The 24,145-nt window shown below is 40.0% G+C and carries 21 protein-coding genes; 8 read left to right on the forward strand and 13 right to left on the reverse strand.

Going from position 1 to position 24,145, the window contains the following annotated elements; genetic code table 11:
- The first annotated feature begins 18 nt into the window (after positions 1-18).
- The gene (locus HYG88_RS01085; RefSeq protein WP_005161738.1) at positions 19-1,725 is read left to right on the forward strand and encodes a flotillin family protein; all 1,707 of its coding nucleotides are present in this window, start codon (positions 19-21) and stop codon (positions 1,723-1,725) included.
- Positions 1,726-1,846: 121 nt separating this feature from the next.
- Here the strand turns inward: HYG88_RS01085 and sucD are convergent, their stop codons facing one another.
- The 9 genes from sucD to sdhC form a co-directional block, all read right to left on the reverse strand.
- Positions 1,847-2,737: a succinate--CoA ligase subunit alpha gene (sucD, locus tag HYG88_RS01090; RefSeq protein ID WP_003655479.1), complete on the reverse strand. Its 891-nt coding sequence runs from the start codon at positions 2,735-2,737 to the stop codon at positions 1,847-1,849.
- A gap of 12 nt (positions 2,738-2,749) precedes the next feature.
- Positions 2,750-3,916 (reverse strand): ADP-forming succinate--CoA ligase subunit beta, encoded by a 1,167-nt coding sequence (gene sucC / locus HYG88_RS01095; protein WP_004664440.1) that lies wholly within the window; start codon positions 3,914-3,916, stop codon positions 2,750-2,752.
- A gap of 136 nt (positions 3,917-4,052) precedes the next feature.
- The gene (gene lpdA / locus HYG88_RS01100; protein ID WP_178882411.1) at positions 4,053-5,486 is read right to left on the reverse strand and encodes a dihydrolipoyl dehydrogenase; all 1,434 of its coding nucleotides are present in this window, start codon (positions 5,484-5,486) and stop codon (positions 4,053-4,055) included.
- A gap of 96 nt (positions 5,487-5,582) precedes the next feature.
- Positions 5,583-6,779, reverse strand: a complete 1,197-nt coding sequence (gene odhB, locus HYG88_RS01105; RefSeq protein ID WP_178882412.1) for a 2-oxoglutarate dehydrogenase complex dihydrolipoyllysine-residue succinyltransferase — start codon at positions 6,777-6,779, stop codon at positions 5,583-5,585.
- On the reverse strand, positions 6,779-9,619 hold the full coding sequence (locus tag HYG88_RS01110) for a 2-oxoglutarate dehydrogenase E1 component (RefSeq protein ID WP_178882413.1): 2,841 nt from the start codon (positions 9,617-9,619) through the stop codon (positions 6,779-6,781). Before HYG88_RS01110 ends, odhB begins: the two co-directional genes overlap by 1 nt.
- A gap of 741 nt (positions 9,620-10,360) precedes the next feature.
- Entirely contained in the window at positions 10,361-11,071 is a 711-nt protein-coding gene (locus HYG88_RS01115) for a succinate dehydrogenase iron-sulfur subunit (RefSeq protein WP_005161752.1), read from the reverse strand.
- A 14-nt stretch (positions 11,072-11,085) separates the two neighbouring features.
- On the reverse strand, positions 11,086-12,981 hold the full coding sequence (gene sdhA, locus HYG88_RS01120; protein WP_004664448.1) for a succinate dehydrogenase flavoprotein subunit: 1,896 nt from the start codon (positions 12,979-12,981) through the stop codon (positions 11,086-11,088).
- 12 nt (positions 12,982-12,993) lie between these two features.
- Positions 12,994-13,359 carry a succinate dehydrogenase, hydrophobic membrane anchor protein gene (gene sdhD, locus HYG88_RS01125; protein ID WP_087536947.1) on the reverse strand — a complete coding sequence of 122 codons (366 nt, stop codon included), beginning with the start codon at positions 13,357-13,359 and terminating at the stop codon, positions 12,994-12,996.
- The gene (sdhC, locus tag HYG88_RS01130; RefSeq protein WP_087536948.1) at positions 13,359-13,760 is read right to left on the reverse strand and encodes a succinate dehydrogenase, cytochrome b556 subunit; all 402 of its coding nucleotides are present in this window, start codon (positions 13,758-13,760) and stop codon (positions 13,359-13,361) included. Before sdhC ends, sdhD begins: the two co-directional genes overlap by 1 nt.
- 900 nt (positions 13,761-14,660) lie before the next feature.
- Between sdhC and gltA the strand changes: the two genes are divergently transcribed.
- The gene (gltA, locus tag HYG88_RS01135; RefSeq protein ID WP_005161757.1) at positions 14,661-15,935 is read left to right on the forward strand and encodes a citrate synthase; all 1,275 of its coding nucleotides are present in this window, start codon (positions 14,661-14,663) and stop codon (positions 15,933-15,935) included.
- A 72-nt stretch (positions 15,936-16,007) separates the two neighbouring features.
- On the opposite strand, the gene HYG88_RS01140 is transcribed toward gltA, so the two are convergent.
- The gene (locus HYG88_RS01140; RefSeq protein WP_178882414.1) at positions 16,008-16,673 is read right to left on the reverse strand and encodes a YARHG domain-containing protein; all 666 of its coding nucleotides are present in this window, start codon (positions 16,671-16,673) and stop codon (positions 16,008-16,010) included.
- 69 nt (positions 16,674-16,742) lie between these two features.
- Between HYG88_RS01140 and HYG88_RS01145 the strand changes: the two genes are divergently transcribed.
- The gene (locus HYG88_RS01145) at positions 16,743-17,399 is read left to right on the forward strand and encodes a DUF2306 domain-containing protein (protein ID WP_178882415.1); all 657 of its coding nucleotides are present in this window, start codon (positions 16,743-16,745) and stop codon (positions 17,397-17,399) included.
- Here the strand turns inward: HYG88_RS01145 and HYG88_RS01150 are convergent.
- Complete coding sequence (locus HYG88_RS01150) at positions 17,396-17,887, reverse strand: DUF1289 domain-containing protein (protein WP_178882416.1); 492 nt, start codon at positions 17,885-17,887, stop codon at positions 17,396-17,398. The genes HYG88_RS01145 and HYG88_RS01150 overlap by 4 nt on opposite strands.
- Before the next feature lie 109 nt (positions 17,888-17,996).
- On the opposite strand from HYG88_RS01150, the gene HYG88_RS01155 reads away from it, so the two are divergent.
- The 3 genes from HYG88_RS01155 (at position 17,997) to tmpT (ending at position 20,378) form a co-directional block, all read left to right on the forward strand.
- Positions 17,997-18,929, forward strand: a complete 933-nt coding sequence (locus HYG88_RS01155; protein ID WP_178882417.1) for a rhodanese-related sulfurtransferase — start codon at positions 17,997-17,999, stop codon at positions 18,927-18,929.
- A 145-nt stretch (positions 18,930-19,074) separates the two neighbouring features.
- A complete protein-coding gene (locus tag HYG88_RS01160) occupies positions 19,075-19,686 on the forward strand; it encodes a DedA family protein (protein WP_178882418.1) in 612 nt (203 codons plus the stop codon).
- A 47-nt stretch (positions 19,687-19,733) separates the two neighbouring features.
- Positions 19,734-20,378, forward strand: coding sequence for a thiopurine S-methyltransferase (gene tmpT, locus HYG88_RS01165; RefSeq protein ID WP_178882419.1), 645 nt, complete (start codon positions 19,734-19,736; stop codon positions 20,376-20,378).
- Between the two features lie 170 nt (positions 20,379-20,548).
- Here the strand turns inward: tmpT and HYG88_RS01170 are convergent, their stop codons facing one another.
- Together HYG88_RS01170 and HYG88_RS01175 are read right to left on the reverse strand one after the other, a co-directional pair.
- On the reverse strand, positions 20,549-21,073 hold the full coding sequence (locus tag HYG88_RS01170) for a YecA family protein (RefSeq protein WP_005161776.1): 525 nt from the start codon (positions 21,071-21,073) through the stop codon (positions 20,549-20,551).
- 76 nt (positions 21,074-21,149) lie between these two features.
- A complete protein-coding gene (locus HYG88_RS01175; RefSeq protein WP_004664469.1) occupies positions 21,150-21,350 on the reverse strand; it encodes a PA3496 family putative envelope integrity protein in 201 nt (66 codons plus the stop codon).
- Between the two features lie 350 nt (positions 21,351-21,700).
- On the opposite strand from HYG88_RS01175, the gene rpoD reads away from it, so the two are divergent.
- Both rpoD and HYG88_RS01185 read left to right on the forward strand, forming a co-directional pair.
- The gene (gene rpoD / locus HYG88_RS01180; protein ID WP_178882420.1) at positions 21,701-23,581 is read left to right on the forward strand and encodes an RNA polymerase sigma factor RpoD; all 1,881 of its coding nucleotides are present in this window, start codon (positions 21,701-21,703) and stop codon (positions 23,579-23,581) included.
- A gap of 139 nt (positions 23,582-23,720) precedes the next feature.
- A complete protein-coding gene (locus HYG88_RS01185; protein ID WP_004664473.1) occupies positions 23,721-24,008 on the forward strand; it encodes a YbeD family protein in 288 nt (95 codons plus the stop codon).
- Positions 24,009-24,145: the final 137 nt, after the last annotated feature.

Genomic DNA, 24,145 nt, shown 5'->3' on the forward strand with positions numbered 1-24,145 from the left:
TTTAATGAGGGATTTTAAATGTTGAGTTCAGCATTGACTGAAATTTTAATCATCACCGGTATTATTTTTGCAGCACTCATTTTTATCGGTGTCGTGATTGCTCGCCTATATACCCGTTCCAGCAAAGAAGTGTCCTTTGTACGAACAGGTTTTGGAGGTGAAAAAGTTATTCTGAACGGAGGAGCAATTGTCCTCCCTGTTTTACATGAAATTATTCCTGTGAATATGAATACGCTGCGCCTCGAAGTTAAACGGGCAGCAGATCAAGCACTGATCACTCGTGATCGTATGCGTGTCGATGTCATGGCTGAATTCTATGTTCGAGTCAAACCTACTGGTGAATCAATTGCAACGGCAGCCCAAACATTAGGTCGAAAAACCATGTCACCTCAAGAATTGAAAGACTTGGTTGAAGGCAAATTTGTTGACTCTTTACGTGCTGTTGCTGCTGAGATGGCAATGGAAGAACTGCATGAAAAACGTGTGGACTTTGTACAAAAGGTTCAGCAAGTCGTTTCTGAAGATTTATCTAAAAATGGTTTAGAACTTGAAACAGTGTCATTGACTGGTTTAGACCAGACCAGTTTTAAATTTTTTAATCCACAAAATGCCTTCGATGCAGAAGGTTTAACCAAACTAACTGAAACCATCGAAGATCGTCGTAAAAAACGTAACGACATTGAGCAGGATGCTGATCTGGCGATTCGTGCGAAAAATCTGCAAGCTGAACAGGCAAGACTACAAATTTCTCGTGAAGAGGAATATGCCAAGCTACAGCAGGAACGTGAAATTTCAATTCGCAAGGCCGAACAAAGTGCTGAAATTGCTGCTCAGGAAGCGGCTAAAAAGCGTGAAGCAGAAGAAGCCCGTATTGCTGCTGAACGTGAAGTTGAAATCAAACGTATTGCTTCGGCTCGTGATGTCGAAAATGAAAATATTCAAAAAGCACAATTGATTCAAAAAGCGCAGGTTGAACAAAAGAAAACCATTGAATTGGCTGAACAAGACCGTGCAATTGCGATTGCTGAAAAATCTCGTGCAGAATCAGAAGCCAAAGCCCAAGCAGATAAAGCCCGTGCCGAAGCCGTAAAAGCCGAAGAAGAAGTTGTAACGGTACGTGAAACACAACGTGCTGAACGTCAAAAAGCGGTTGAACTAGTTGCAGCCAAACAGACTGCTGAAAAAGAAGCAATTGCTATCACTGTCGCAGCAGATGCAGGTAAAAAAGCCGCTGCTGATGAAGCAGAAGCTGTACGTATTGCTGCTGAAGCCGAAGCTGAAAAAATTCGCTTAAGAGCGAAAGGTGAAGCCGATGCTAAAATCTTGCTTGCTCAAGCCTTAGAGAAACAATATCAAGTTGATGCGGAAGGTGCTCGTGCAGTCAATGAAGCCGCCAATACCCTTTCTGCTGAACAAGTGGAAATGCAAGTTCGTCTGGCATTACTTAAACACTTACCTGAAATCATTCGTGAAAGTGTGAAACCAATGGAAAATATTGATGACATCAAAATTTTACAGGTGAATGGTTTAAGTAGCTTTGCAGGTGGTTCTGCATCAGGTGAAACAATAGAAAGTAGTCAAACTTCTTTGTCTGATCAGGTTGTGAATAGCGCCCTACGCTACCGTTCACAAGCACCGTTAATTGATAGCTTAATGAGTGAGTTAGGTTTACAAGGCGGTGATATCAATGGTTTAACTCAAGGGTTGAAACCTAAAACTGAATAAGTATTTTCGATCTATTAAGAGTCTTAGTAATAAGGCTCTTTTTTATGAAAATCAAAAACTTGATCAATAAAAAACCCCAATATTTCTATTGGGGTTTTTTTAAAGATTAAAATCTAACGTATTACGCCAAACCTTTCTCTTTTAGCACTTGCAACATAGTAGAACCTAGCTCAGCTGGGCTACGCGTGTAAGCCATTCCCGCACGTTCAAATGCAGCGAATTTCTCTTCAGCAGTACCTTGACCACCAGAAATGATCGCACCAGCATGACCCATACGCTTACCTTTAGGCGCAGTTACACCAGCGATGTAACCGACTACAGGCTTAGTCACGTTAGATTTGATGAATTCAGCAGCTTCTTCTTCCGCTGTACCACCGATCTCACCGATCATGATGATTGCATCAGTATCCGGATCGTCTTGGAACAATTGAAGCGCTTCAATCTGATTCATACCCGGAATTGGGTCACCACCAATACCGATACAAGTCGACTGACCTAAACCAAGCTTAGTTGTTTGAGCAACAGCTTCATAAGTCAATGTACCTGAACGTGAGATGATACCAATACGACCTGGTTGGTGAATGTGACCCGGCATAATACCAATCTTACATTCACCCGGAGTGATCACGCCTGGGCAGTTAGGACCAACTAAACGAGTACCGTTACCGTTAGTTTCTAAGTAGCGTTTTGCTTTTAGCATGTCGATGGTTGGAACACCTTCAGTGATCACAACGATTAAACCAACACCTGAGTCAACAGCTTCAACGATTGAGTCTAAAACGAATGGTGCTGGTACATAGATGACAGATGCATCCGCATTTGTTTCACGTACCGCTTCTTTCATCGTGTTGAATACTGGTAGGTCAAGGTGAGTTGTACCACCCTTACCCGGAGTAACACCACCAACAACTTTTGTACCGTAGTCTAAAGCTTGTGCAGAGTGGAAAGTACCGTTTTTACCAGTAAAACCTTGTACCAATACTTTAGTGTCTTTATTAATTAATACGCTCATGATTGATACTCCTTACGCTTTCACTGCAGCTACAACTTTTTCTGCGGCATCAGATAAACCGTTCGCAGAAATTAATTTCAAACCAGATTCATCAAGTAATTTCGCACCTAACTCAGCGTTGTTACCTTCTAAACGAACAACAACTGGTACAGTTACGTTTACTTCCTGAACCGCTGCAATAATCGCTTCAGCAATCATGTCACAACGTACGATACCACCGAAGATGTTGATTAAAACACCTTGAACAGACGTATCAGCAAGAATGATTTTGAACGCTTCGATTACGCGCTCTTTGGTTGCACCGCCACCAACGTCAAGGAAGTTTGCAGGCTGACCACCATAAAGTTTGATGATGTCCATCGTTGCCATTGCAAGACCAGCACCGTTGACCATACAACCAATGTTACCTTCTAGAGCAACATAGTTAAGATCAAATTCAGATGCTTTTAATTCACGCTCATTCTCTTGAGATTTATCACGTAAAGCAGCAACTTCTGGTAAACGGTATAACGCATTTGAGTCAATGCCTACTTTTGCATCAACACACAAAATTTCACCATTTTCACGTACTGAAAGTGGGTTAATTTCAAATAAAGCAAAATCATTTTCTACAAATGCTTGATATGCAGCTGTCATGATTTTAACAAATTGACCAACTTGTTTATCTTTTAATGCTAATTTAAATGCAACTTCACGTGCTTGGAATGGTTGTAAGCCAACAAGTGGATCGACTTCAACTTTGATAATTTTTTCAGGTGTTTCTTCTGCAACTTTCTCGATTTCTACACCACCTTCGGTAGAAGCCATGAAAGTAATACGACGGCTAGAACGGTCGACAACCGCACCCAAATAAAGCTCACGCTCAACTGGATATACATCTTCAGCAACAATAATACTATTTACTGGTTGACCATTTGCATCTGTTTGATACGTTACAAGACGCGTACCAATAATATTGTTTGCAAATTCGATAACATCTTCTTTTGATTTCGCAACTTTTACACCTCCAGCCTTACCTCGGCCGCCAGCATGAACTTGTGCTTTCATTACAGCAAATTTACCACCAAGCTGTTCAAACGCAGCAACGGCTTCATCTGCATTTGTTGCCAAGATACCTTCCTGTACTGGCATACCATATTTTTTCAATAATGCTTTAGCTTGATATTCATGTAAGTTCATTCAGTTACCTACTATGTAGTTTATTGTCATACAGTCTAGATATATTATAAATTATAGACTGTTACAAGTTGAGTAAATGATTGTTTTTATTTCAACCATCATTAATTAAAAAGTGTGGCGAACCACACTTATTTTGTTATTTACGTTTACGTTGAATCGCGTGGATGGCACGACCATCAACAGCAAGCGCGGCTTCATGTACAACTTCTGAGAAAGTTGGATGACCAAAAGTCATTAATTGTAGGTCTTCAATTGAAGATACAAATTCAAGTGCGATCATACCTTGATGTACGATATCAGATGCATTTGGACCCACAACGTGCATACCTAATAAACGGTCAGTTTTTGCATCAGCAACGAACTTCACAAAACCAGCAGTATCACCAGCAGCCAACGCACGACCATTCACCGCAAACGGGAATTGACCTGCTTTAACTTCGTGACCTTTTTCAGCAGCTTGTTCTTCAGTTAAACCAACCCAAGCAGCTTCTGGGTGTGTATAAATAACGCTGATGATTGTGTCATAGTTCACTTGAGCAGCATGACCGTGAATACGCTCAACTGCCATTACGCCCTCTTCCATTGCTTTATGAGCAAGCATTGGACCACGTACCAAGTCACCAATCGCGTAAACACCTTCAACAGATGTTTGGCACTGATCATTGACATCAACCAAACCACGTTCAGTCAATTTAATGCCAGAATCTTCTGCCAATAAACCTTCTGCATATGCCTTACGACCTACACATACGATTAACTTGTCAAAAACTTGTTCTTTGTCTTCGCCAGCTTGGTTATATTTAACCGTTACTTCGCGGCCATTGGTTTCAGCACCAGAAACTTTTGCACCGATACGGATATCTAAACCTTGTTTTTTCAAGATTTTTTGATATTCCTTCGCCAATGCTTTGTCTGCCATTGGTAAGAAAGCATCTAATGCTTCAAACACAACAACTTCCGAACCAAGGCGACGCCATACAGAACCAAGTTCTAAACCAATAACACCTGCACCAATCACACCAAGACGTTTAGGAACTTCTGGGAATTTTAATGCACCAGTAGAATCAACGATTAAGTCTTCATCAACTGGAGCTACTGGAATATTTACAGGTACAGAACCAGTCGCAAGAATGACATATTTAGGTTCTAAAACCTGTACTTCACCTTCAAACGGTGTGAATTCTACTTTTTTACCTGCAAGTAATTTACCCGTACCTTGTAACCACTCGATACCATTACCTTTCAGTAATTGAGCAACACCACCCGTCAATTGATCTACAACTTTGTCTTTACGTGCCAACAAAGTATCTAAATCAAATTTAACTTCGCCAGTCGTGATACCGTGTTCAGCAAGTTCATGAACTGTTGCTTCGTAACGATGAGAAGAGTCAAGCAACGCTTTAGAAGGGATACAACCTACGTTCAAACATGTACCACCCAAAGATGGTTTACCGTTATGAATACGTTTTTCGATACATGCAACTTTAAAACCTAGTTGCGCAGCACGGATTGCTGCTTCATAACCACCAGGTCCACCGCCAATAACAACAAGATCAAACTGTTGAGACATTTTTATCTCCAATCAATCTCCCTAAATCCCCTTTTGATTAAGGGGATTGAACTTTCTTAATTAAAGAAAAGTTAGGGATGATTTTTAAATAATAAGTTATAGGTCAAGAATAAGTTTAGCTGGCTCTTCTAACAATTCTTTAATTGTTACTAAGAAACCTACTGCTTCTTTACCATCAATTAGACGGTGGTCATAAGAAAGTGCTAAGTACATCATTGGCAAGATTTCAACTTGACCATTTACCGCCATAGGACGTTCTTGGATTTTATGCATCCCCAAGATTGCAGTTTGTGGCTGGTTTAAAATAGGTGTTGAAAGCAATGAACCGAAAGTACCGCCGTTCGTGATCGTGAACGTACCACCCGTCATTTCTTCGATCGATAATTTGCCTTCACGTGCTTTAGCAGCATATGCAGCAATTCCACCTTCAACTTCAGCGTAGTTCATACGATCAGTATCACGAAGGATTGGCACAACTAAACCACGGTCAGAAGAAACAGCTACACCGATGTCATAGAAACCGTGATATACGATATCGTCGCCATCGATAGAAGCGTTTACAGCTGGGTAGCGTTTTAACGCTTCAGTTGCCGCTTTAACGAAGAAAGACATAAAGCCTAAACGTGCACCATGACGTTTTTCGAAAGCATCTTTATATTGCTTACGCATTTCCATAATTGGTTTCATGTTAACTTCGTTGAACGTTGTTAACATTGCAGTTTGTTGTGTCGCAGCCAATAAACGCTCAGCAACACGCTTACGTAAACGTGTCATTGGAACACGTTTCTCGATACGCTCGCCGACAGCAACGCTTAATGGTTGAACTGATGCAGCAGGTTTAGCTTGATGACTAGCAACATCTTCTTTAGTGATGCGACCACCACGGCCTGTGCCTTGAACGTCAGCAGGATTGATACCAGTTTCAGATAATGCTTTACGAACTGCAGGCGCTTGGTTTTGATCAACTGCTTGAGTTGATGCAGCCACCGCAGGGGCAGATGCAGCAGGCGCCGCTTCTGCTGGTGCAGCAGCTTCAGGAGCAGCCGCAGCAACAGCACCAGTTTCGAATTGAGCAATCACTTCGTCAGAAAGAACTGTATCGCCTTCACCTTTGATGATTGCAACTAAGCTACCATCAGCTGGAGCAACCACTTCTAAAACAACTTTATCGGTTTCAATGTCACAGATCACTTCATCACGTGATACAGGTTCACCTACTTTCTTGTGCCAAGTTGCGATCGTACCGTCAGCAACTGACTCTGGAAATACCGGTGCTTTAATTTCGGTTGCCATTATTTAGAATCTCCTGATTGTTCAACTTCAATCGCAAGTGCGTCATTGATAAGCTGAGCTTGTTGTTTTGCATGCAAGTATGGCGAGCCACAAGCAGGTGCGGCAGATGCGTCACGACCAGCATAGCTAATACGAATTTGTTTACCTGATTTAAGAACGTCTTCATATAAACGAGGAACGATAAATAACCAAGCACCTTGGTTCTTCGGCTCTTCTTGTGCCCAAACAAGTTCTTGAATGTTTGGATACTGAGCCATAACCTCAGCTAAGCGTTGTTCTGGGTATGGATACAATTGTTCGATACGAACGATCGTAATATGGTTTAGACCAAGCTCACGACGTTTTTCGAGTAAATCGTAATAAACCTTACCACCACAAAGAACTAAACGAGTCACATCAGCTTTATTGATTTGATCAACTTCATCAATCACGGTTTGGAATGAACCGTTTGCTAATTCATCTAAAGTTGAAGTCGCAAGTTTATGACGGAGTAATGATTTTGGTGACATTACAATCATTGGCTTACGAATCGGACGAACCGCTTGACGACGCAATGCATGGAAAATCTGCGCTGGTGTTGTCGGCGTCATCACTTGCATATTGTCTTCAGCGCAAAGCTGTAAGAAACGCTCTAAACGTGCTGATGAATGCTCTGGACCTTGGCCTTCATAACCATGTGGTAACAACATGGTTAGACCACACACACGCTCCCACTTGGTTTCACCCGAAGCGATAAATTGGTCAATAACAACTTGTGCACAGTTTGCGAAGTCACCAAATTGTGCTTCCCAAACGATTAAGCTTTTTGGCAATGTCGTTGAATAGCCATATTCAAATGCAAGCACTGCTTCTTCTGACAACAAAGAGTCATAGACCGCAGTACGTGGCTGATTTTCTTTGATATGACAAAGTGGAATATAAACCGAACCATCGACTTGGTTATGTAATTTGGCATGACGGTGCGAGAATGTACCACGACCCACATCTTCACCCGTGATACGCACAAGGAAGCCATCGTCAAGCAAAGATGCATAAGCTAAAGTTTCGGCAGCCCCCCAATTGAGTGGCATTTCACCTGTTTGCATCTTCACGCGATCTTCGATCACTTTCTGAACTTGACGTTGTAATACAAAACCTTCTGGTAATGTATTCATTTTCAAACCAAGTTCTTTTAGCCGATCGATGCTAAAAGTTGTATCCCAAATATCTGTGTATTCATGACCTAAATATGGCGACCAATCTACAAACATTTTTTTGTTTGGTTCACGAACTAAAGCATTGGCAACATGATTACCTGCTTCTAAGTCAGAGCGATAACCTTCAACCATGGCATCAGCACTTGCACGATCAAGCACTTTTTCTTGAACCAATTGATCAGCATACAACGTACGTGTTGTTGCTTTCTTGTTGATCACTTGATACATCAATGGTTGAGTTGCAGAAGGTTCATCCGCTTCGTTATGACCACGACGACGGTAGCAGAACAAGTCTAAGATGACATCTTTACGGAAAGTATGACGGAAATCATGTGCAAGCTGAGTTACGAAAATCACAGCTTCAGGATCATCACCATTCACATGGAAAATCGGCGCCTGAATCATCTTCGCAACGTCAGTACAATACTCTGTAGAACGTGTATCACGCGGATCAGAAGTTGTGAAGCCCACTTGGTTATTGATCACGATGTGAACGGTACCGCCCACTGTGTAACCACGTGTTTGTGACATTTGGAAGGTTTCTTGGTTTACACCTTGACCCGCAAATGCAGCATCACCATGTACAATCACTGGAAGAACGTCATCGCCGCCAATATCTTTACGACGAACTTGACGTGCACGAACCGAACCTTCGACAACTGGGCCAACGATCTCTAAGTGCGATGGGTTAAACGCCAATGCTAAGTGAACTTCGCCACCCGGAGTCATTACGTTTGAAGAGAAACCTTGGTGATACTTAACGTCACCAGAACCTTTTTTATGTAGGCTCTTGCCTTCAAATTCACCAAAAAGATCCGCTGGATTTTTACCCATGATGTTCACAAGAAGGTTCAGACGACCACGGTGTGGCATCCCGATCACAACTTCTTTACAACCGACACTGCCTGCACGTTGAATGATTTCATTCATCATTGGAATAAAAGACTCACCGCCTTCTACACCAAAACGTTTTGCACCAACGAATTTATTACCAAGATATTTCTCTAAGCCTTCCGCAGCGGTTAAACGCTCAAGAAAACCTTTTTTCTGATCATTGGTATAGTTGAATTTACCGCGAGCACCTTCCAAACGTTGTTGAATCCAACGCTTTTCTTTGGTATCAACGATATGCATGTATTCCGCACCGATTGAAGAGCAGTAAATTGCTTCCATGGATTCAACCATTTCAGACAATGTTGCTTCTGCTTTACCAATTGCGAGGTTACCTGTATTAAATACAGTATCTAAATCAGATTTGGTTAAACCGTGTGCAGATAAATCAAGATCTGGAACTTCTTCGCGTTTCGCAAGGCCTAATGGATCAAGTTTGGCTTTTTGATGACCACGGTTACGATAAGCAGCAATCAGTTGTAATACACCAATTTGACGACGCTCATGTTCTGTACTTACAGTGCTTTGTACAACAGGTTGAACTCGGTTTGAATTACGACCCAAAAGGAGGAATTGCTCGCGCACACTGCCGTGTGGTTGATCACCTTTAGGGTATTTATCGAAATATTCACGCCAATCCTCTGACACTGAGGTTGGAGAAGTTAGGTACTGTTCGTAAAGCTCTTCAATATACGCTGCACTATCAGCGGAAAGTTCAGTGTCAAGACGCAGTGCGTCAGCAACTTCTTGCATTTTTGGACCCATTTCCTATTGCAAAAAATAATACAGGTTGCCTTTTAAGCACACCCATGATTCATAGTATCAAATTGGTAACATGACACTACTACTCAAGATCATCCAACCTTGAGACATTATCACTACACATCAGGAGTATTCCTTTTGATGTAATAAATGAGCTATGCACTTTCAATTCAAAGCACATAACTCATCCTTATACTCGATGAAATCGAGCAATTTTTTGCAAACCATTTTAGAAAAATTAACAAAAATATTAACTTTTCTAAATTGACTTTAACCCAAACTATATCCATACAATTGGTAAGCATTAGAGCGATATAACATCAGGAATATGCTTATTTTTTACTTCAGGTCGTGGCAGAAATCGTAACATGTTCTCATGTACGAATTGATTTTTTTGACACATACCATCTATAAAGCAGCGAAATACACATTCTTAATTATATTCTAATATACCGCCCTTTTTATAATTGTTGCACCCTTATCGACCAAAGTTAAAGATTTTCTACAATTCTTGCACAAACATTATGCAGAGCGCCTAAAAATAGATCATTCATTTTTCCTATTCATCCAAGTCATTTTTATTAAGCTCAAAATTTATAAATTTCAACACTCAATAATATTTTTTTAAGGACTCGATAATAAGCCTTGCACCTCCCAACACAAAAAAGGATTTAAACAAAATAAAAAAGGGAACTTTTAAAAAGTTCCCTTTTCACATGTCAGAAAACTGTATTAACCAGCTTGGTCTAACAACATATTACGAATGTGACCAATTGCCTTCGTCGGGTTTAAACCTTTAGGACAAACTGATACACAGTTCATGATCCCTTTACAACGGAACAAAGAGAATGGGTCGTCTAAACGAGCCAAACGCTCTTGTGTTGCCGTATCACGAGAGTCAATGATAAAGCGATATGCATTTAACAATGCAGATGGTCCGAGAAACTTATCAGGGTTCCACCAGAATGATGGGCATGATGTTGAACAACATGCACAAAGAATACATTCATATAGACCATCTAAATGTTCACGATCTGCTTGAGACTGCAAACGCTCTTTTGCTGGTGCAGGCTGATTGTTAATCAAGAACGGTTGGATCTTGTCATATTGATCATAGAACTGGTTCATGTCTACAACCAAATCTTTTACCACTGGTAAACCAGGTAAAGGACGGATCACGATCTTCTCTGGTAAATCGTTCAAGTTCCACAAGCACGCTAAACCATTTTTACCATTGATGTTCACACCATCCGAACCACAAATACCTTCACGGCAAGAGCGACGGAATGTTAATGACTCATCTTGTACTTTCAACGCAAGTAACGCATCAAGCAACATACGGTGCTTATCGGTTAACTCAAGTTTGAAAGTTTGCATGTACGGCGCTTTATCCTTATCAGGATCATAGCGGTAGATTTCGAATGTACGAGTACCTCTACTCATCTTTGTTCTCCCGATTAGAATGTACGTGGCTTAGGTTCAATTGCTTCAACCGTTAATGGGCTGAAACGTACCGGCTTATATTCAAGACGGTTGTCTGATGAATACCATAAAGTATGCTTCATCCACTCATCATCACGGCGACCGTATGAATAAGTTGGGTGATCAGGTGCTAACTCATAGTCAACAACTGTATGCGCACCACGACATTCTTTACGTGCAGCAGCAGAAATTAGAGTCGCTTTCGCAACTTCATACAAGTTTTCAACTTCCAATGCTTCAACACGTGCAGTGTTAAATACTTTAGATTTGTCTTTCAAATGAATGTTACGAACACGTGGCTCAATCGCAAGAATTTCTTTTACGCCTTTATCAAGCAATGCTTGAGTACGGAATACACCTGCGTGATCTTGTACGATGTCACGGATTGCATCAGCAACTTCTTGCGCGTTTTCACCCGTCGTTGAATCATCTAACTTACGAATACGCTTTAATGTGTTTTCCAACACATCAGTCGGAAGCGGTTGATAGTCATCACCATGATGTTTAGTCACGTAGTCAATGATGTGTTCACCCGCTGCTTTACCAAATACCACAAGGTCAAGCAATGAGTTTGTACCTAAACGGTTTGCACCATGTACTGATACGCAAGAACATTCACCGATCGCATAGAAACCTTTTACTGGTTTCACATAGTCACGTGTACCTTTATAAGAATACTCTTTCGTATCTTTATCATAGTGCGCAGAGAATTCACCCTCTTCAACACCGTGTGGTACAACCACTTGACCATGAATATTCGTAGGAATACCACCCATTTGATAATGGATTGTTGGTACAACTGGAATTGGCTCTTTGGTACAGTCAACGTTTGCGAACTTCTTACCAATCTCAAATACAGATGGTAGACGTTTCATAATCGTTTCAGCACCCAAATGCGTCATATCTAACAAGATATAATCCGCCTTAGGACCACAACCACGACCTTCTTTAATTTCTTGGTCCATTGAACGTGATACGAAGTCACGTGGCGCCAAGTCTTTTAAAGTTGGAGCATAACGTTCCATAAATGGTTCGCCGTCTTTGTTACGAAGGATACCACCTTCACCACGACAACCTTCAGTTAACAATACGCCCGCACCCGCAACACCCGTTGGGTGGAATTGCCAGAATTCCATATCTTGTAATGGAATACCTGCGCGAGCAGCCATACCAAGACCGTCACCAGTGTTGATATAAGCATTGGTTGATGCACGATAAACACGACCAGCACCACCAGTAGCAAATAAAGTCGCTTTCGCTTGGAATACTGCAATGTTACCTGTTTCTTGGTCGATTGCGGTTACACCAAGAACATCACCTGCTTCGTTACGGATTAGGTCTAATGCAATCCATTCAACGTAAAACTGAGTACCCATTTTTACGTTACTTTGATACAAAGTATGAAGTAATGCATGACCTGTACGGTCAGCAGCAGCACACGCACGTGGTACAGCTTTTTCACCGTAGTTTGCAGAGTGACCACCAAATGGACGCTGATAGATCGTACCATCTTCGTTACGGTCAAACGGCATACCTAAGTGTTCAAGCTCATAAACAACTTTTGGCGCTTCACGTGTCATGAACTCGATTGCGTCCTGATCGCCTAACCAATCCGAACCTTTAACCGTGTCATAGAAGTGATAATGCCAGTTATCTTCTTGCATGTTACCTAACGATGCACCAATACCGCCTTGAGCAGCAACAGTATGCGAACGTGTCGGGAATACTTTGGTCAATACTGCAACTTTTAAACCAGCTTGAGCAAGTTGGTAAGAAGCACGCATACCAGAACCACCACCACCAACAATAACTGCATCGAAAGTGAGGTTTTGAATATTTGAATAATCTTCTTTAGGGTTAATTGCGCCCATGATCTCTTCCTATCAATTTGCCCAGAAAATCTGGATACCCCAGATTGCGTACACGAACACTGAAATAATGACAGCTGTAGTGAGTACAAGGCGTAAACCTGAAGCCGAAGAACCCATTTGACGAGTCGTTACATAATCAGTAAAGACTTGCCACATCCCAATCCAGGCATGTGCAACGAGCGATAATACGGCCAGCAAAGAAAAAATCTTCATTGGCAGAGTCAACATAAAGCCAGCCCACTGTTCATAGCCAAATCCGCTGTTGCAGAGAATCCAGCCAAACAGAACAACAGTATAGGCAGCCAATACAACCGCACTCACACGCTGGATATACCAATCGCGAGAACCTGAACCTGTTAAACCTGTAGCACTTTTCATCAGAACATAATCCATACGAAAGCTGCGATAATTCCAAGCGCAGACAAGATCAATGAAATAGTAGCTGCGATACGACCGCTTTGTAATTCTTCCGCAAAACCCATGTCAGCAAGCAAGTGCTTGATTCCTGCAATAAAGTGGAAAATTAACCCAGCTACAAATACCCATACGATGAAACGTACAATGATATTTCCGAAAACGACATTTTTAACGTAGTCAAATCCTTCTGGTGAAGATAAAGATTTATCCAAAATCCACAAAAGAACAGCGACTAATAAGAAAACGATTACACCTGATAAACGGTGTAGAATTGATGCAATAGCCACGGGTGAGCGTAAATTTACCGCTAACACCTGACCCATGGACAAATTGACAGGTCTGTTGCTTTTCACAGCGGGCATCCTGTAGGTAGAAACTCCATCTGGAGTTTGTTTGAATTAATTCAAAGGAAAGCTGGCATAGTCAGGCAAGCATAATGCACGCCTAACCTATATAACGACAACGAATTATAAAACGTGAAATATCAAAATACAAACAATCAGTTTTCGCTTTAGTCGAAAATCCAATGAAATAAGAATCATTCACATTTAATGCGTGTTTAAGCTGCGTTGGAAACAGCAATAAAACCCAATATATTACTGTTATATAAAAATAAAATATAAGTTATTATTTTTTAGTTTACTAAATTTTTTGTCAAAATTATTTCTAATATATTTCAATAACACTCCACTTAATGTCTAAAAATTAATCAAAAAATACAATCTTAAATATAGGCGAAAATAATACCCCTCATTTATATATTAAATATCAGGGATCAATAATCTGTTTCCTCACACCAATTAGCCACAAAAAATAAGCTATTTTTTATACAGTTAATCGCACCATAATGAATCAATTGTGACTCAATATATAAAACTTTTAATCTATTTTTTAATGGATAGTTAATTCTAAACCCTGAGATATATAGGCTTTTGAATTGTGGTAAGTATTTATTTTTTAAGCACCAAAATATAACTCGGATAAAAATTTACTTACAATTGTACTGGTGCTTCATTTTTTTTATGCACCTCAAACCTGATTTGACATATTATACTCGACCGATGCTGTGATTTTACTCAATTTTTTCTTTGATACTAAATGACTAGTTGACTGCAATAACGTTATTTTTTATCCCTAAGTATAATTGACAAAATTTTAGTAGCCACTAATCTTATAGCAAATTTTGACACCGTCTGATTCGCACATGACAAGATTAGGATTTCGAGTCAGATAATCATTCACCAGGACAGGAGATCTATTGAATGTCTGCAGCAACTGGCAAAAAAGCCGTATTACAGCTTGATGGCAAAGAAATTGAATTACCAATTTACAGCGGCACATTGGGCCCAGATGTAATTGACGTTAAAGATGTATTAGCATCTGGTCATTTTACTTTCGATCCTGGTTTTATGGCGACAGCTGCTTGCGAATCTAAGATCACATTCATTGATGGTGACAAAGGTGTGTTATTACACCGTGGCTATCCGATTGATCAATTAGCGACTCAAGCAGACTATTTAGAAACTTGCTACTTATTATTAAATGGCGAGCTTCCAAATGCTGAACAGAAAGCAGAATTTGATGCTAAAGTTCGCAACCATACTATGGTTCATGACCAAGTAAGCCGTTTCTTCAATGGTTTCCGTCGTGATGCTCACCCTATGGCAATCATGGTTGGTGTAGTAGGTGCATTATCTGCGTTTTATCACAACGGTTTAGACATCGAAGATGTTAACCATCGTGAAATTACTGCAATTCGCTTAATCGCGAAAATCCCTACGCTTGCAGCGTGGAGCTACAAGTACACTGTAGGTCAACCATTCATTTACCCACGTAATGACTTAGGTTATGCAGAAAACTTCTTGCACATGATGTTTGCTACGCCTGCTGATCGTGACTACAAAGTAAATCCTGTTCTTGCACGTGCAATGGATCGTATCTTTACGCTTCATGCTGACCACGAGCAAAATGCATCTACGTCTACAGTTCGTCTTGCTGGTTCTACTGGTGCGAACCCATATGCATGTATCTCTGCTGGTATCTCTGCACTTTGGGGACCTGCTCACGGTGGTGCAAACGAAGCTGTACTTAAAATGTTAGATGAAATTGGTAGCGTTGAAAACGTTGCTGAATTCATGGAAAAAGTAAAACGTAAAGAAGTGAAGCTTATGGGCTTCGGTCACCGCGTTTATAAAAACTTTGACCCTCGCGCTAAAGTAATGAAGCAAACTTGTGACGAAGTTCTTGAAGCATTAGGCATCAACGATCCACAATTGCAGCTTGCTATGGAACTTGAGCGTATTGCATTGAACGACCCGTACTTCGTAGAGCGTAAGCTTTACCCGAACGTAGACTTCTACTCAGGTATCATCTTAAAAGCGATTGGTATCCCAACAGAAATGTTTACTGTAATTTTCGCTCTTGCACGTACTGTTGGTTGGATCAGCCACTGGTTAGAAATGCACAGCGGTCCTTACAAGATCGGTCGTCCACGTCAGCTTTACACAGGCTCGACTCAACGCGACATCAAACGTTAATTTTACTTTTAAAATTAATGTTAAAAAAGCTGCCAAATGGCAGCTTTTTTATGCACAAAAAATAGAAATATCTTAACGCCCCCAATCTATATCTTTTGCATAAGGTTCGACCATTTTAATCCGCTTGATATTTTCTTTTTCAATTTGAGTTAGACGTGTATCCACATTGGTATAGCAAGGCATATACCAATCATATTGCGAAAATGTAGTTGCCCAATTTTTGTTCTGAAAAGCATAACCATGACGTGCATAAATTTCATTACGCATATATTGCAACTGCCCTAAAGGCACTTGTAAATCAGCATCTTTCAACAAACGCACCGAAGCATCAGGAAATTCACCTTGCCCTTTTGCATATTTACATTGCTGTGCATTTAAACTAAAAAATTTAGGTTTTACCGTTTGACTTACAGACAACCATTGCGCTTCAATCGGTGAAGCATTTCCCTTATAATTCAATACGAATCGACCAACATCCACACCTTGCCCAACCTCATTCAAGGTTAATGTATAATTTGAATCAGTTTGCTTAATTTTCCCTTTAAAATTTAATTGCTTACCATTCAAAACACTATAACCATTAACATCATTACCTTTTTGCTGCATAAACAAAGAAATTTTTTGTTCATCGTTATATAACCCTGTCCATGAAGGTGCTATTTGAGGGGGCTGTGCTAAAGTCAGCGGAGTGCTTGATAAAATAGCAATCGCAATTAATAATTGTTTAGGCTTATTCATTTTAATGTTCTCATCTAAAAAGACTATTTAAATTATTTTGCTTGCACAGCATATCAGTGATCAATATTTATGTGGAAAATACTCAACCGATTCTCTCAATTGATCATCATATTAGTTTTCGGCTATCTATCTTGGTTAATGCTTAAAATCTGCCTGAATTATTTCCCTTGGTCGGATAGCACCAATTTTTTAGTTCTTAAGCAAGATGTCGTACACTCTCAGCCTTGGCGCTTTGCATTTCAAACTCATGTTATCACTAGCAGCTTGGTATTATTGGCGGGTTTTACCCAATTCTCACATTCAATTCGTAACAACACACCACGTTTACATCGCTATGCGGGCTGGCTTTATATTATTGCAACACTTGGAGCCGCCTTGCCTAGCGGCTTCATTCTTGCAATCTCAGCAAATGGAGGTCTAAGTACTCAAATCTGCTTTGTCATTCTTGGATTATTATGGGGAACAAGTACCCTATTTGCACTTTATTATGCTTTTGAAAAAAAATGGATCGCACATCGTAACTGGATGATTCGAAGTTTTGCTTTAGCATTATCTGCATTAAGCTTAAGAACATGGAAACTTACACTTTACCAAATTCAACCCTATTGGGATTGGCTTACACCAATCCACATTTATCAGCTTGAAGCATGGTTAGGCTGGACGATCAATGTATTAATTGCTGAAATGGTTATTTATTGGCTAACTTTTCGAAAAAAAGCTTTTTAGATCTCATCATCTTCCAAGGCACGTAACAAGGTTGCACTGATACCATCAGCACGTAACCATGCCAATTCATAACTCGCTTTCGCCAAAGCCAACACACGACGCTCAAACTCATCCCAAATGGGTTTAACCTGTGAATCTGTAATACCAAGCCCACTATCATGTGCCAAATGCTTATTTTTCTCACAGACTTTTAAAGCATGATACAGCTTACGCCCAGCACTTGCGCTTTCCAGAATACGAATGTGCTTGCCGTGGATAAAGCCCTCGACATGCTGGAGACTGGCATTGGGCAACAATGGCACCAGAATCTGGTCCAGTTGTGCATCCAATCGCCTCCAAACCATGAGTCTTTGCTCAGGCGTGTAGGTGTTCCACTGAATCACTTCATGATTAAAACGTCGACAACCACGACAAACCAGATCACCAAATACCGTTGAGCAACGTCCTGCACAGGGGGTCAATGATGGAATTCGACGATCGTTACTCAAAACCAACTCCTTTAAAACCATATTTGTTTTATGGCTTTCTCGCTTATTTTCAGATTTCGCGCTAAAATGTGCGCCTTATTTTTCTATCTTAATACATTTGGAGTTATCCATGAACGCTACTGTAGAACAGCTTGCACCTGTAGAACAGCAAGCGACCAATAATTGGGTTGTTGCGGCACTATATCAATTTAAAGAAGTTTCAGATGCAGCAGACCTGCAACAACGTCTTTTGAACTTAGTGAAGAGCATCAATTTATGTGGAACTCTGATTGTAGCGTCTGAAGGAATTAATGGAACTGTTGCTGGCGACCGTGCCGCAATTGATACCGTTCATCAATTCCTTTTAAACGAAGGTTTCAATGCAATGGAATATAAAGAGTCTGAAAGCTCTGAAAAACCATTCCGTAAAATGAAAATTAAACTTAAAAATGAAATTGTCACTTTAGGTGTCGACGTTAAGCCACGTGATTTGGTTGGCCATTATCTTGATCCTAAAGAGTGGAATGAGCTGATTAGCCGTGATGACGTGATCCTGATCGACACTCGTAATGACTATGAATACAAAGCGGGTACATTCAAGGGTGCAATCGATCCCAAAACGGAAACATTCCGTGAATTTCCTGAATATGTAAAACAAAACCTTGAGCAGCACAAAGACAAAAAAATTGCGATGTTCTGTACGGGCGGTATTCGTTGCGAGAAATCAACTTCTCTCCTTCTTCAAGAAGGCTTTAAGGAAGTTTATCATCTCAAAGGCGGTATTTTAAAATATCTAGAAGAAACCCCTGCCGAAGAAAGTATGTGGGAAGGTGAATGCTTCGTATTTGATGGTCGTACTGCGGTGACTCACGGCGTTGAAGAAGGTGAAAATATTAAGTGTCACGCTTGTGGATGGCCGCTTACTAAGGTTGAAGCTGATTTACCAAGCTATGAACACGGTGTGTCTTGTGTTTACTGTATTGATAAAACTACGGATAAACAAAAAGCTGGCTTCCGTATGCGTCAGTCACAAATTGCAGCGGCAAAACGCAAACGCCTATAAATAAGTATAAAGATTTAATAGAAAGCCTTAGCTCAAACTAAGGCTTTTTTATTTTAATCATCAAAATTATTAACCAATACATCATTGAGAGTTATTTAGACAAGCATTATTCTAACCCCTAACTCACAAATCACATTTAGGCGCTATGGGACTGGAAGGCTGGGTATTATCCATCATGGAGAAACTAGGATACTTGGGTATCGCATTTTTAATGTTTCTTGATAATATTTTCCCACCAATTCCATCCGAAATCATTATGCCATCCGCAGGCTATACCGCGGCAAAAGGTGAACTGACTTTAATCGGAGTGATTATTGCTGGTAGTATCGGCTCACTCCTAGCCGCGGCATTACTGTATTGGATTGGTAGAAAAATTCCGCAACACCACCTTTTTACTCTTGTCGAACGCTACGGAAAATACCTACGTATTAGTGTTGCTGATCTTGAAAAATCATTGGCTTGGTTTGAAAAATATGGGCATAGGATCGTTTTTTTTGGTCGTATGGTACCTGCAGTTCGCTCTTTAATTAGTATCCCAGCAGGTATGAGCCAAATGCCTTTTAGTAAATTCATGGCTTACAGTGCTGCAGGTACAATCCTTTGGACCACCCTACTTGCCTATATTGGTTATCATTTTAGTGAAAATCCAGCATTGATGAGTGCTATTACACAGCGTATTGGCACTATTATTTTAGTTATTGCAATAGCATACGTACTTTGGCTTTTAATCAAAAAATTCTATTTATCAAAAAAATAGTAGATGACATTTTCAACTCTATTTAAATGGATACTGAGGTTCAAATAATGCAACATGATTTTTGGCATGACAAATGGCAAAACAATAATATTGGTTTTCATCAAGACCAACCTCACGCCCTACTCACCCAATATTTTAGATCATTAGATTTAAAGCCTCATGCTCGTATTTTTGTTCCACTTTGTGGTAAAAGTTTAGATATAAGCTGGCTAATAAATCAGGGTTATCAAATAGTTGGTATTGATCTTAGCCCTATTGCAATCCAAGATCTTATTTCAAATTTAGGATTGAGCTTTAAAGAGGCACAATCAGCTGAATTGAATCACTATCAACATCCTCAAATTGAATTATTCGTTGGTGATTTTTTCCAGTTAACAGCACAACAACTTGGTGATGTAGATGCTGTTTATGATCGAGCTGCCCTAATCGCTCTTCCACCGCAAATGCGAAGCCAATACACACAACATTTGTTAGACATTACAAAACAAGCACCTCAGCTATTAATTAGCCTTGAATATAATCAAAACTCACTTAAAGGACCACCATTCTCCGTTCCTGAACATGAATTAACTGAGCATTATGCAACGCATTATCAAATTAAATTATTGGAAACGATAACAGAGAATCTTAAGGGTAAAGTAATCGCCTATGAAAATGTTTGGTCTCTGGTCAAATCACCACAAATAGATTAAATAGCGAAGAGAAATATAAAAACATTGAATAGTGATCTCCACTTGATGCTTCCTCAATCACAAAAACCTTAACTCCCAAACGAGATATAAAAAACGTCCTCTAAAGGACGTTTAATATTTAATTTGGTGTCAAATTATGCATTACTTTTATAACCACATAAGATATAGCATCACGCTGGCGTGTGATACATAAGATAAATTTCGTTCAAATTATCAGGAATTTCTTCTGCTAATTCATCCATCAATTGACCATTGCGGCGGAAAGATTCCATTTGTGGATCTTCTTCATCAATGCCACTAAACACCATAATTGGTAAAGTTAAATCAACCAATTGTTCTTCAAACTCTGGAGCAAACCATGCCTCTTCATTTAAGAACATTGCATCAACAAAACCAACGCTCCAATCACCTAAACTTGAGTCAACATCTGCTTCTTCAATTTCAAAAGGGAATTCAATTCCGTTTTCATTGGCTAAATCTTGGCGAATAGACTCTAACCAAGCTTTGATTTGTTCAATGATTTCACTAGGAACTTTCTTTTGATTACTCTCAAAAAGCTCATCCAACCAACGATCAAATTTTGGACCAACCGCAATAGCACACAAAAAGCCATGAGTCGCTGCAAAATCTAAACCGTGCTCATTTTGATCACCGTCAAGAAAATTACTCAATAAGTCTAAATCTAATGTGCTCATTTTATGATCCAAATTTTAAATACACGGCAACAGCATAACATTTTCAAACATAAAGTCTTAGCAATTTTGCTTCACTTTAGTCATCCAAATCATCGTCGTCGAAATCATAATCGAAATCTTTTAATTCTCGTTCTAAACGGCGTTGAGCGAGTAGATCATCAATCAAACGGCGCTTTTCTAATGATTCTTTGGCACTGATTTTGCCTGATGACTCATCAAAACCAACATCATCCTCACCGTAGTTATCATCATCTAATTCGAAATCTGTAGAAGACACTAACAGTACCTCTAAATGAAAAAATATAAATGGGTCTAGCCGCTATTTATCCGTCTTATCAAACCTTGTCAAGTTTTATTTGATTTTTTTACTATAAAATGGTGTTTTGTACTTTTTTTCATCGTTTTTTTTGTGTATTTATATTCTAACAATTGTACAAATAAAAAAATTCTTGAATAGGAATTCTCTGCTTGAAAAATTATGACACATCCCAATATCTAAGAAACTACAGTTCAATCCAACCTATTTTTTATTTAAAGCTAGCGGATCAAATCCAAAACATTCCTCGTGAATTGTGCTATCATGCACGGTTTTTCACCGCCACAGATTCAACAAAAGAGTAAGCAAAGATGAGCGATATGAATTCCCCTACTTCGCAAGTAGCGGCTCTGATTAGCCGAGGCAAAGAACAAGGTTACTTAACTTACGCTGAGGTTAACGATCATCTACCAGACTCAATTACGGAAAGTGAGCAGATTGAAGACATCATCCAGATGCTTCAAGACGTTGGTATTCCAGTGCATGAACGTGCGCCAGAAACTGATGACACCATGTTTGGTGAATCTACTGAAGCTGCGGATGAAGTCGCTGAAGAAGAAGCTGCTGCCGTACTCGCATCGGTTGAAAGTGAGCCTGGTCGTACCACTGACCCTGTACGTATGTACATGCGTGAAATGGGGACAGTTGAACTTTTAACACGTGAAGGCGAAATTAGCATTGCAAAACGTATCGAAGAAGGTATTCGTGACGTTTTACATTCAATTGCTTATTGGCCAAATGCTGTTGAAGTCGTTTTACAAGAATATAATGACTTTTTAACAGGTGAGCGTCGTCTTGCTGATATTCTTTCTGGCTATTTAGACCCAGAAACTGATGATGACATTCCAGAAGTACTAGAAGAAGCAGAACTTGAAGAAGCTGAAAGCGCTTCACCTGCGACGAAAGATGTAAAACTTGACGATGATGACGAAGACGAAGAATCTGAAGGTGATGATGATTCTGAAGGTGAATCTGGACCAGATCCTGAAATTGCCAAAGTTCGTTTTTCTGAACTAGAAGCTGCTTGGAATGATACAAAAGCAATTCTAGCAAAACATGGTCGCAATAGTGACGAAGCAAAAGCTGCACTAGAAGCTTTAGCTGCCGTCTTTATGATGTTCAAATTCACACCACGTTTATTTGACATCATTTCAGAAATGATTCGTGGCACACATGAGCAAATTCGTACCAACGAACGTGAAATCATGCGTTATGCAGTGCGTCGTGGTCGTATGGATCGTAATCAATTCCGTACAACCTTCCCTGAACAAGAGTCAAATCCAGCTTGGTTAGATGAACAAATCGCGAAAGCCCCTGCTGAAACCAAAGCACATTTAGAAAAAGTGCGCCCTGACGTATTGGCATTCCAACAGAAAATTGCCGATATTGAGAAAGACCTTGGTTTGAACGTAAAAGATATCAAAGATATCTCTAAACGTATGGCAGTTGGTGAAGCGAAAGCACGTCGTGCCAAGAAAGAAATGGTTGAAGCAAACTTACGTTTGGTTATTTCAATTGCGAAGAAATATACTAACCGTGGCTTACAATTCCTTGATTTGATTCAAGAAGGCAACATCGGTTTGATGAAGGCTGTAGACAAGTTTGAATATCGTCGTGGTTATAAATTCTCGACTTATGCAACTTGGTGGATTCGTCAGGCGATTACTCGTTCAATCGCCGATCAAGCGCGTACTATTCGTATTCCAGTCCACATGATTGAAACGATTAACAAGATCAATCGTGTATCACGTCAACTTCTTCAAGAAATGGGACGTGAACCGACACCTGAAGAATTAGGTGAGCGTCTTGAAATGGACGAGGTTAAGGTTCGTAAAGTACTTAAAATCGCAAAAGAACCGATTTCGATGGAAACACCGATCGGTGATGATGAAGATTCGCATCTTGGTGACTTCATTGAGGACTCAAACATCACATCTCCAGTCGATGCTGCGACCTCAGAAGGTTTAAAAGAAGCGACACGTGAAGTGCTTGAAAACTTAACAGAACGTGAAGCTAAAGTCTTAAAAATGCGTTTTGGTATCGATATGCCAACCGACCATACTTTAGAAGAAGTAGGTAAACAGTTTGACGTAACACGTGAACGTATCCGTCAGATTGAAGCGAAAGCGTTACGTAAACTTCGCCACCCTTCTCGCTCTGAACATTTACGTTCATTCTTGGAAAACGACTAATCTTTGAGAAATCTTGTGCTAGACCAATGCATGGTATTGGTTTAGCGCAGGACTTGAAGTTCAACACTTCATCCCCATCTAGTGATTAGATCATAAGCGCCTGCACTGATGCAGGCGTTTCAAATTAAAGAGGTTGCTCATGTTAGACCGCACTCCTTCTCGTGAATTACAAGAACATCTTTGGGTTTTCCCGATGGACTATCCAATCAAATTGATTGGTAATGCAGGGGATGAACTTCGAGTGGCTGTTGTTGATATTTTGCAGAAGCACTTCCCTGAATTCGATGGTGGCACAGTAAAAGTACAACCTTCACGTACAGGTAAATACCACTCTTTAACCGCACAATTACGCTTTGAAGAGTTAGAACAAGTTCATGCGCTATATGCTGATCTTGCAGCCTGCCCTTTAATTAAGACAGCGCTTTAAATAAGAAATCCAAAATACGAAAGTGTTTTGGATTTTTTTTAATAAAAAATAACGTACGACTTTTAGATCACCCCTATTTATCTAAATTAAATAATTAAATAATTAAATCACTTATCCCTTCAAAGCTGCAAAGGAAA

It is taken from the genome of Acinetobacter sp. SwsAc4 (assembly GCF_013391535.1).
Classification (GTDB): Bacteria; Pseudomonadota; Gammaproteobacteria; order Pseudomonadales; family Moraxellaceae; genus Acinetobacter.

What these genes read in the sequence shown, in the direction of transcription:
- tmpT (WP_178882419.1), top strand. Translation starts at nt 19,734, where the DNA reads ATGCAACATGATTTTTGGCATGACAAATGGCAAAACAATAATATTGGT.
- HYG88_RS01160 (WP_178882418.1), top strand. Translation starts at nt 19,075, where the DNA reads ATGGGACTGGAAGGCTGGGTATTATCCATCATGGAGAAACTAGGATAC.
- lpdA (WP_178882411.1), bottom strand. Translation starts at nt 5,486, where the DNA reads ATGTCTCAACAGTTTGATCTTGTTGTTATTGGCGGTGGACCTGGTGGT.
- HYG88_RS01140 (WP_178882414.1), bottom strand. Translation starts at nt 16,673, where the DNA reads ATGAATAAGCCTAAACAATTATTAATTGCGATTGCTATTTTATCAAGC.
- HYG88_RS01145 (WP_178882415.1), top strand. Translation starts at nt 16,743, where the DNA reads ATGTGGAAAATACTCAACCGATTCTCTCAATTGATCATCATATTAGTT.
- HYG88_RS01185 (WP_004664473.1), top strand. Translation starts at nt 23,721, where the DNA reads ATGTTAGACCGCACTCCTTCTCGTGAATTACAAGAACATCTTTGGGTT.
- HYG88_RS01085 (WP_005161738.1), top strand. Translation starts at nt 19, where the DNA reads ATGTTGAGTTCAGCATTGACTGAAATTTTAATCATCACCGGTATTATT.
- sdhC (WP_087536948.1), bottom strand. Translation starts at nt 13,760, where the DNA reads ATGCCCGCTGTGAAAAGCAACAGACCTGTCAATTTGTCCATGGGTCAG.
- HYG88_RS01110 (WP_178882413.1), bottom strand. Translation starts at nt 9,619, where the DNA reads ATGCAAGAAGTTGCTGACGCACTGCGTCTTGACACTGAACTTTCCGCT.
- sdhA (WP_004664448.1), bottom strand. Translation starts at nt 12,981, where the DNA reads ATGGGCGCAATTAACCCTAAAGAAGATTATTCAAATATTCAAAACCTC.
- HYG88_RS01115 (WP_005161752.1), bottom strand. Translation starts at nt 11,071, where the DNA reads ATGAGTAGAGGTACTCGTACATTCGAAATCTACCGCTATGATCCTGAT.
- odhB (WP_178882412.1), bottom strand. Translation starts at nt 6,779, where the DNA reads ATGGCAACCGAAATTAAAGCACCGGTATTTCCAGAGTCAGTTGCTGAC.
- sdhD (WP_087536947.1), bottom strand. Translation starts at nt 13,359, where the DNA reads ATGAAAAGTGCTACAGGTTTAACAGGTTCAGGTTCTCGCGATTGGTAT.
- sucC (WP_004664440.1), bottom strand. Translation starts at nt 3,916, where the DNA reads ATGAACTTACATGAATATCAAGCTAAAGCATTATTGAAAAAATATGGT.
- rpoD (WP_178882420.1), top strand. Translation starts at nt 21,701, where the DNA reads ATGAGCGATATGAATTCCCCTACTTCGCAAGTAGCGGCTCTGATTAGC.
- sucD (WP_003655479.1), bottom strand. Translation starts at nt 2,737, where the DNA reads ATGAGCGTATTAATTAATAAAGACACTAAAGTATTGGTACAAGGTTTT.
- gltA (WP_005161757.1), top strand. Translation starts at nt 14,661, where the DNA reads ATGTCTGCAGCAACTGGCAAAAAAGCCGTATTACAGCTTGATGGCAAA.
- HYG88_RS01155 (WP_178882417.1), top strand. Translation starts at nt 17,997, where the DNA reads ATGAACGCTACTGTAGAACAGCTTGCACCTGTAGAACAGCAAGCGACC.
- HYG88_RS01170 (WP_005161776.1), bottom strand. Translation starts at nt 21,073, where the DNA reads ATGAGCACATTAGATTTAGACTTATTGAGTAATTTTCTTGACGGTGAT.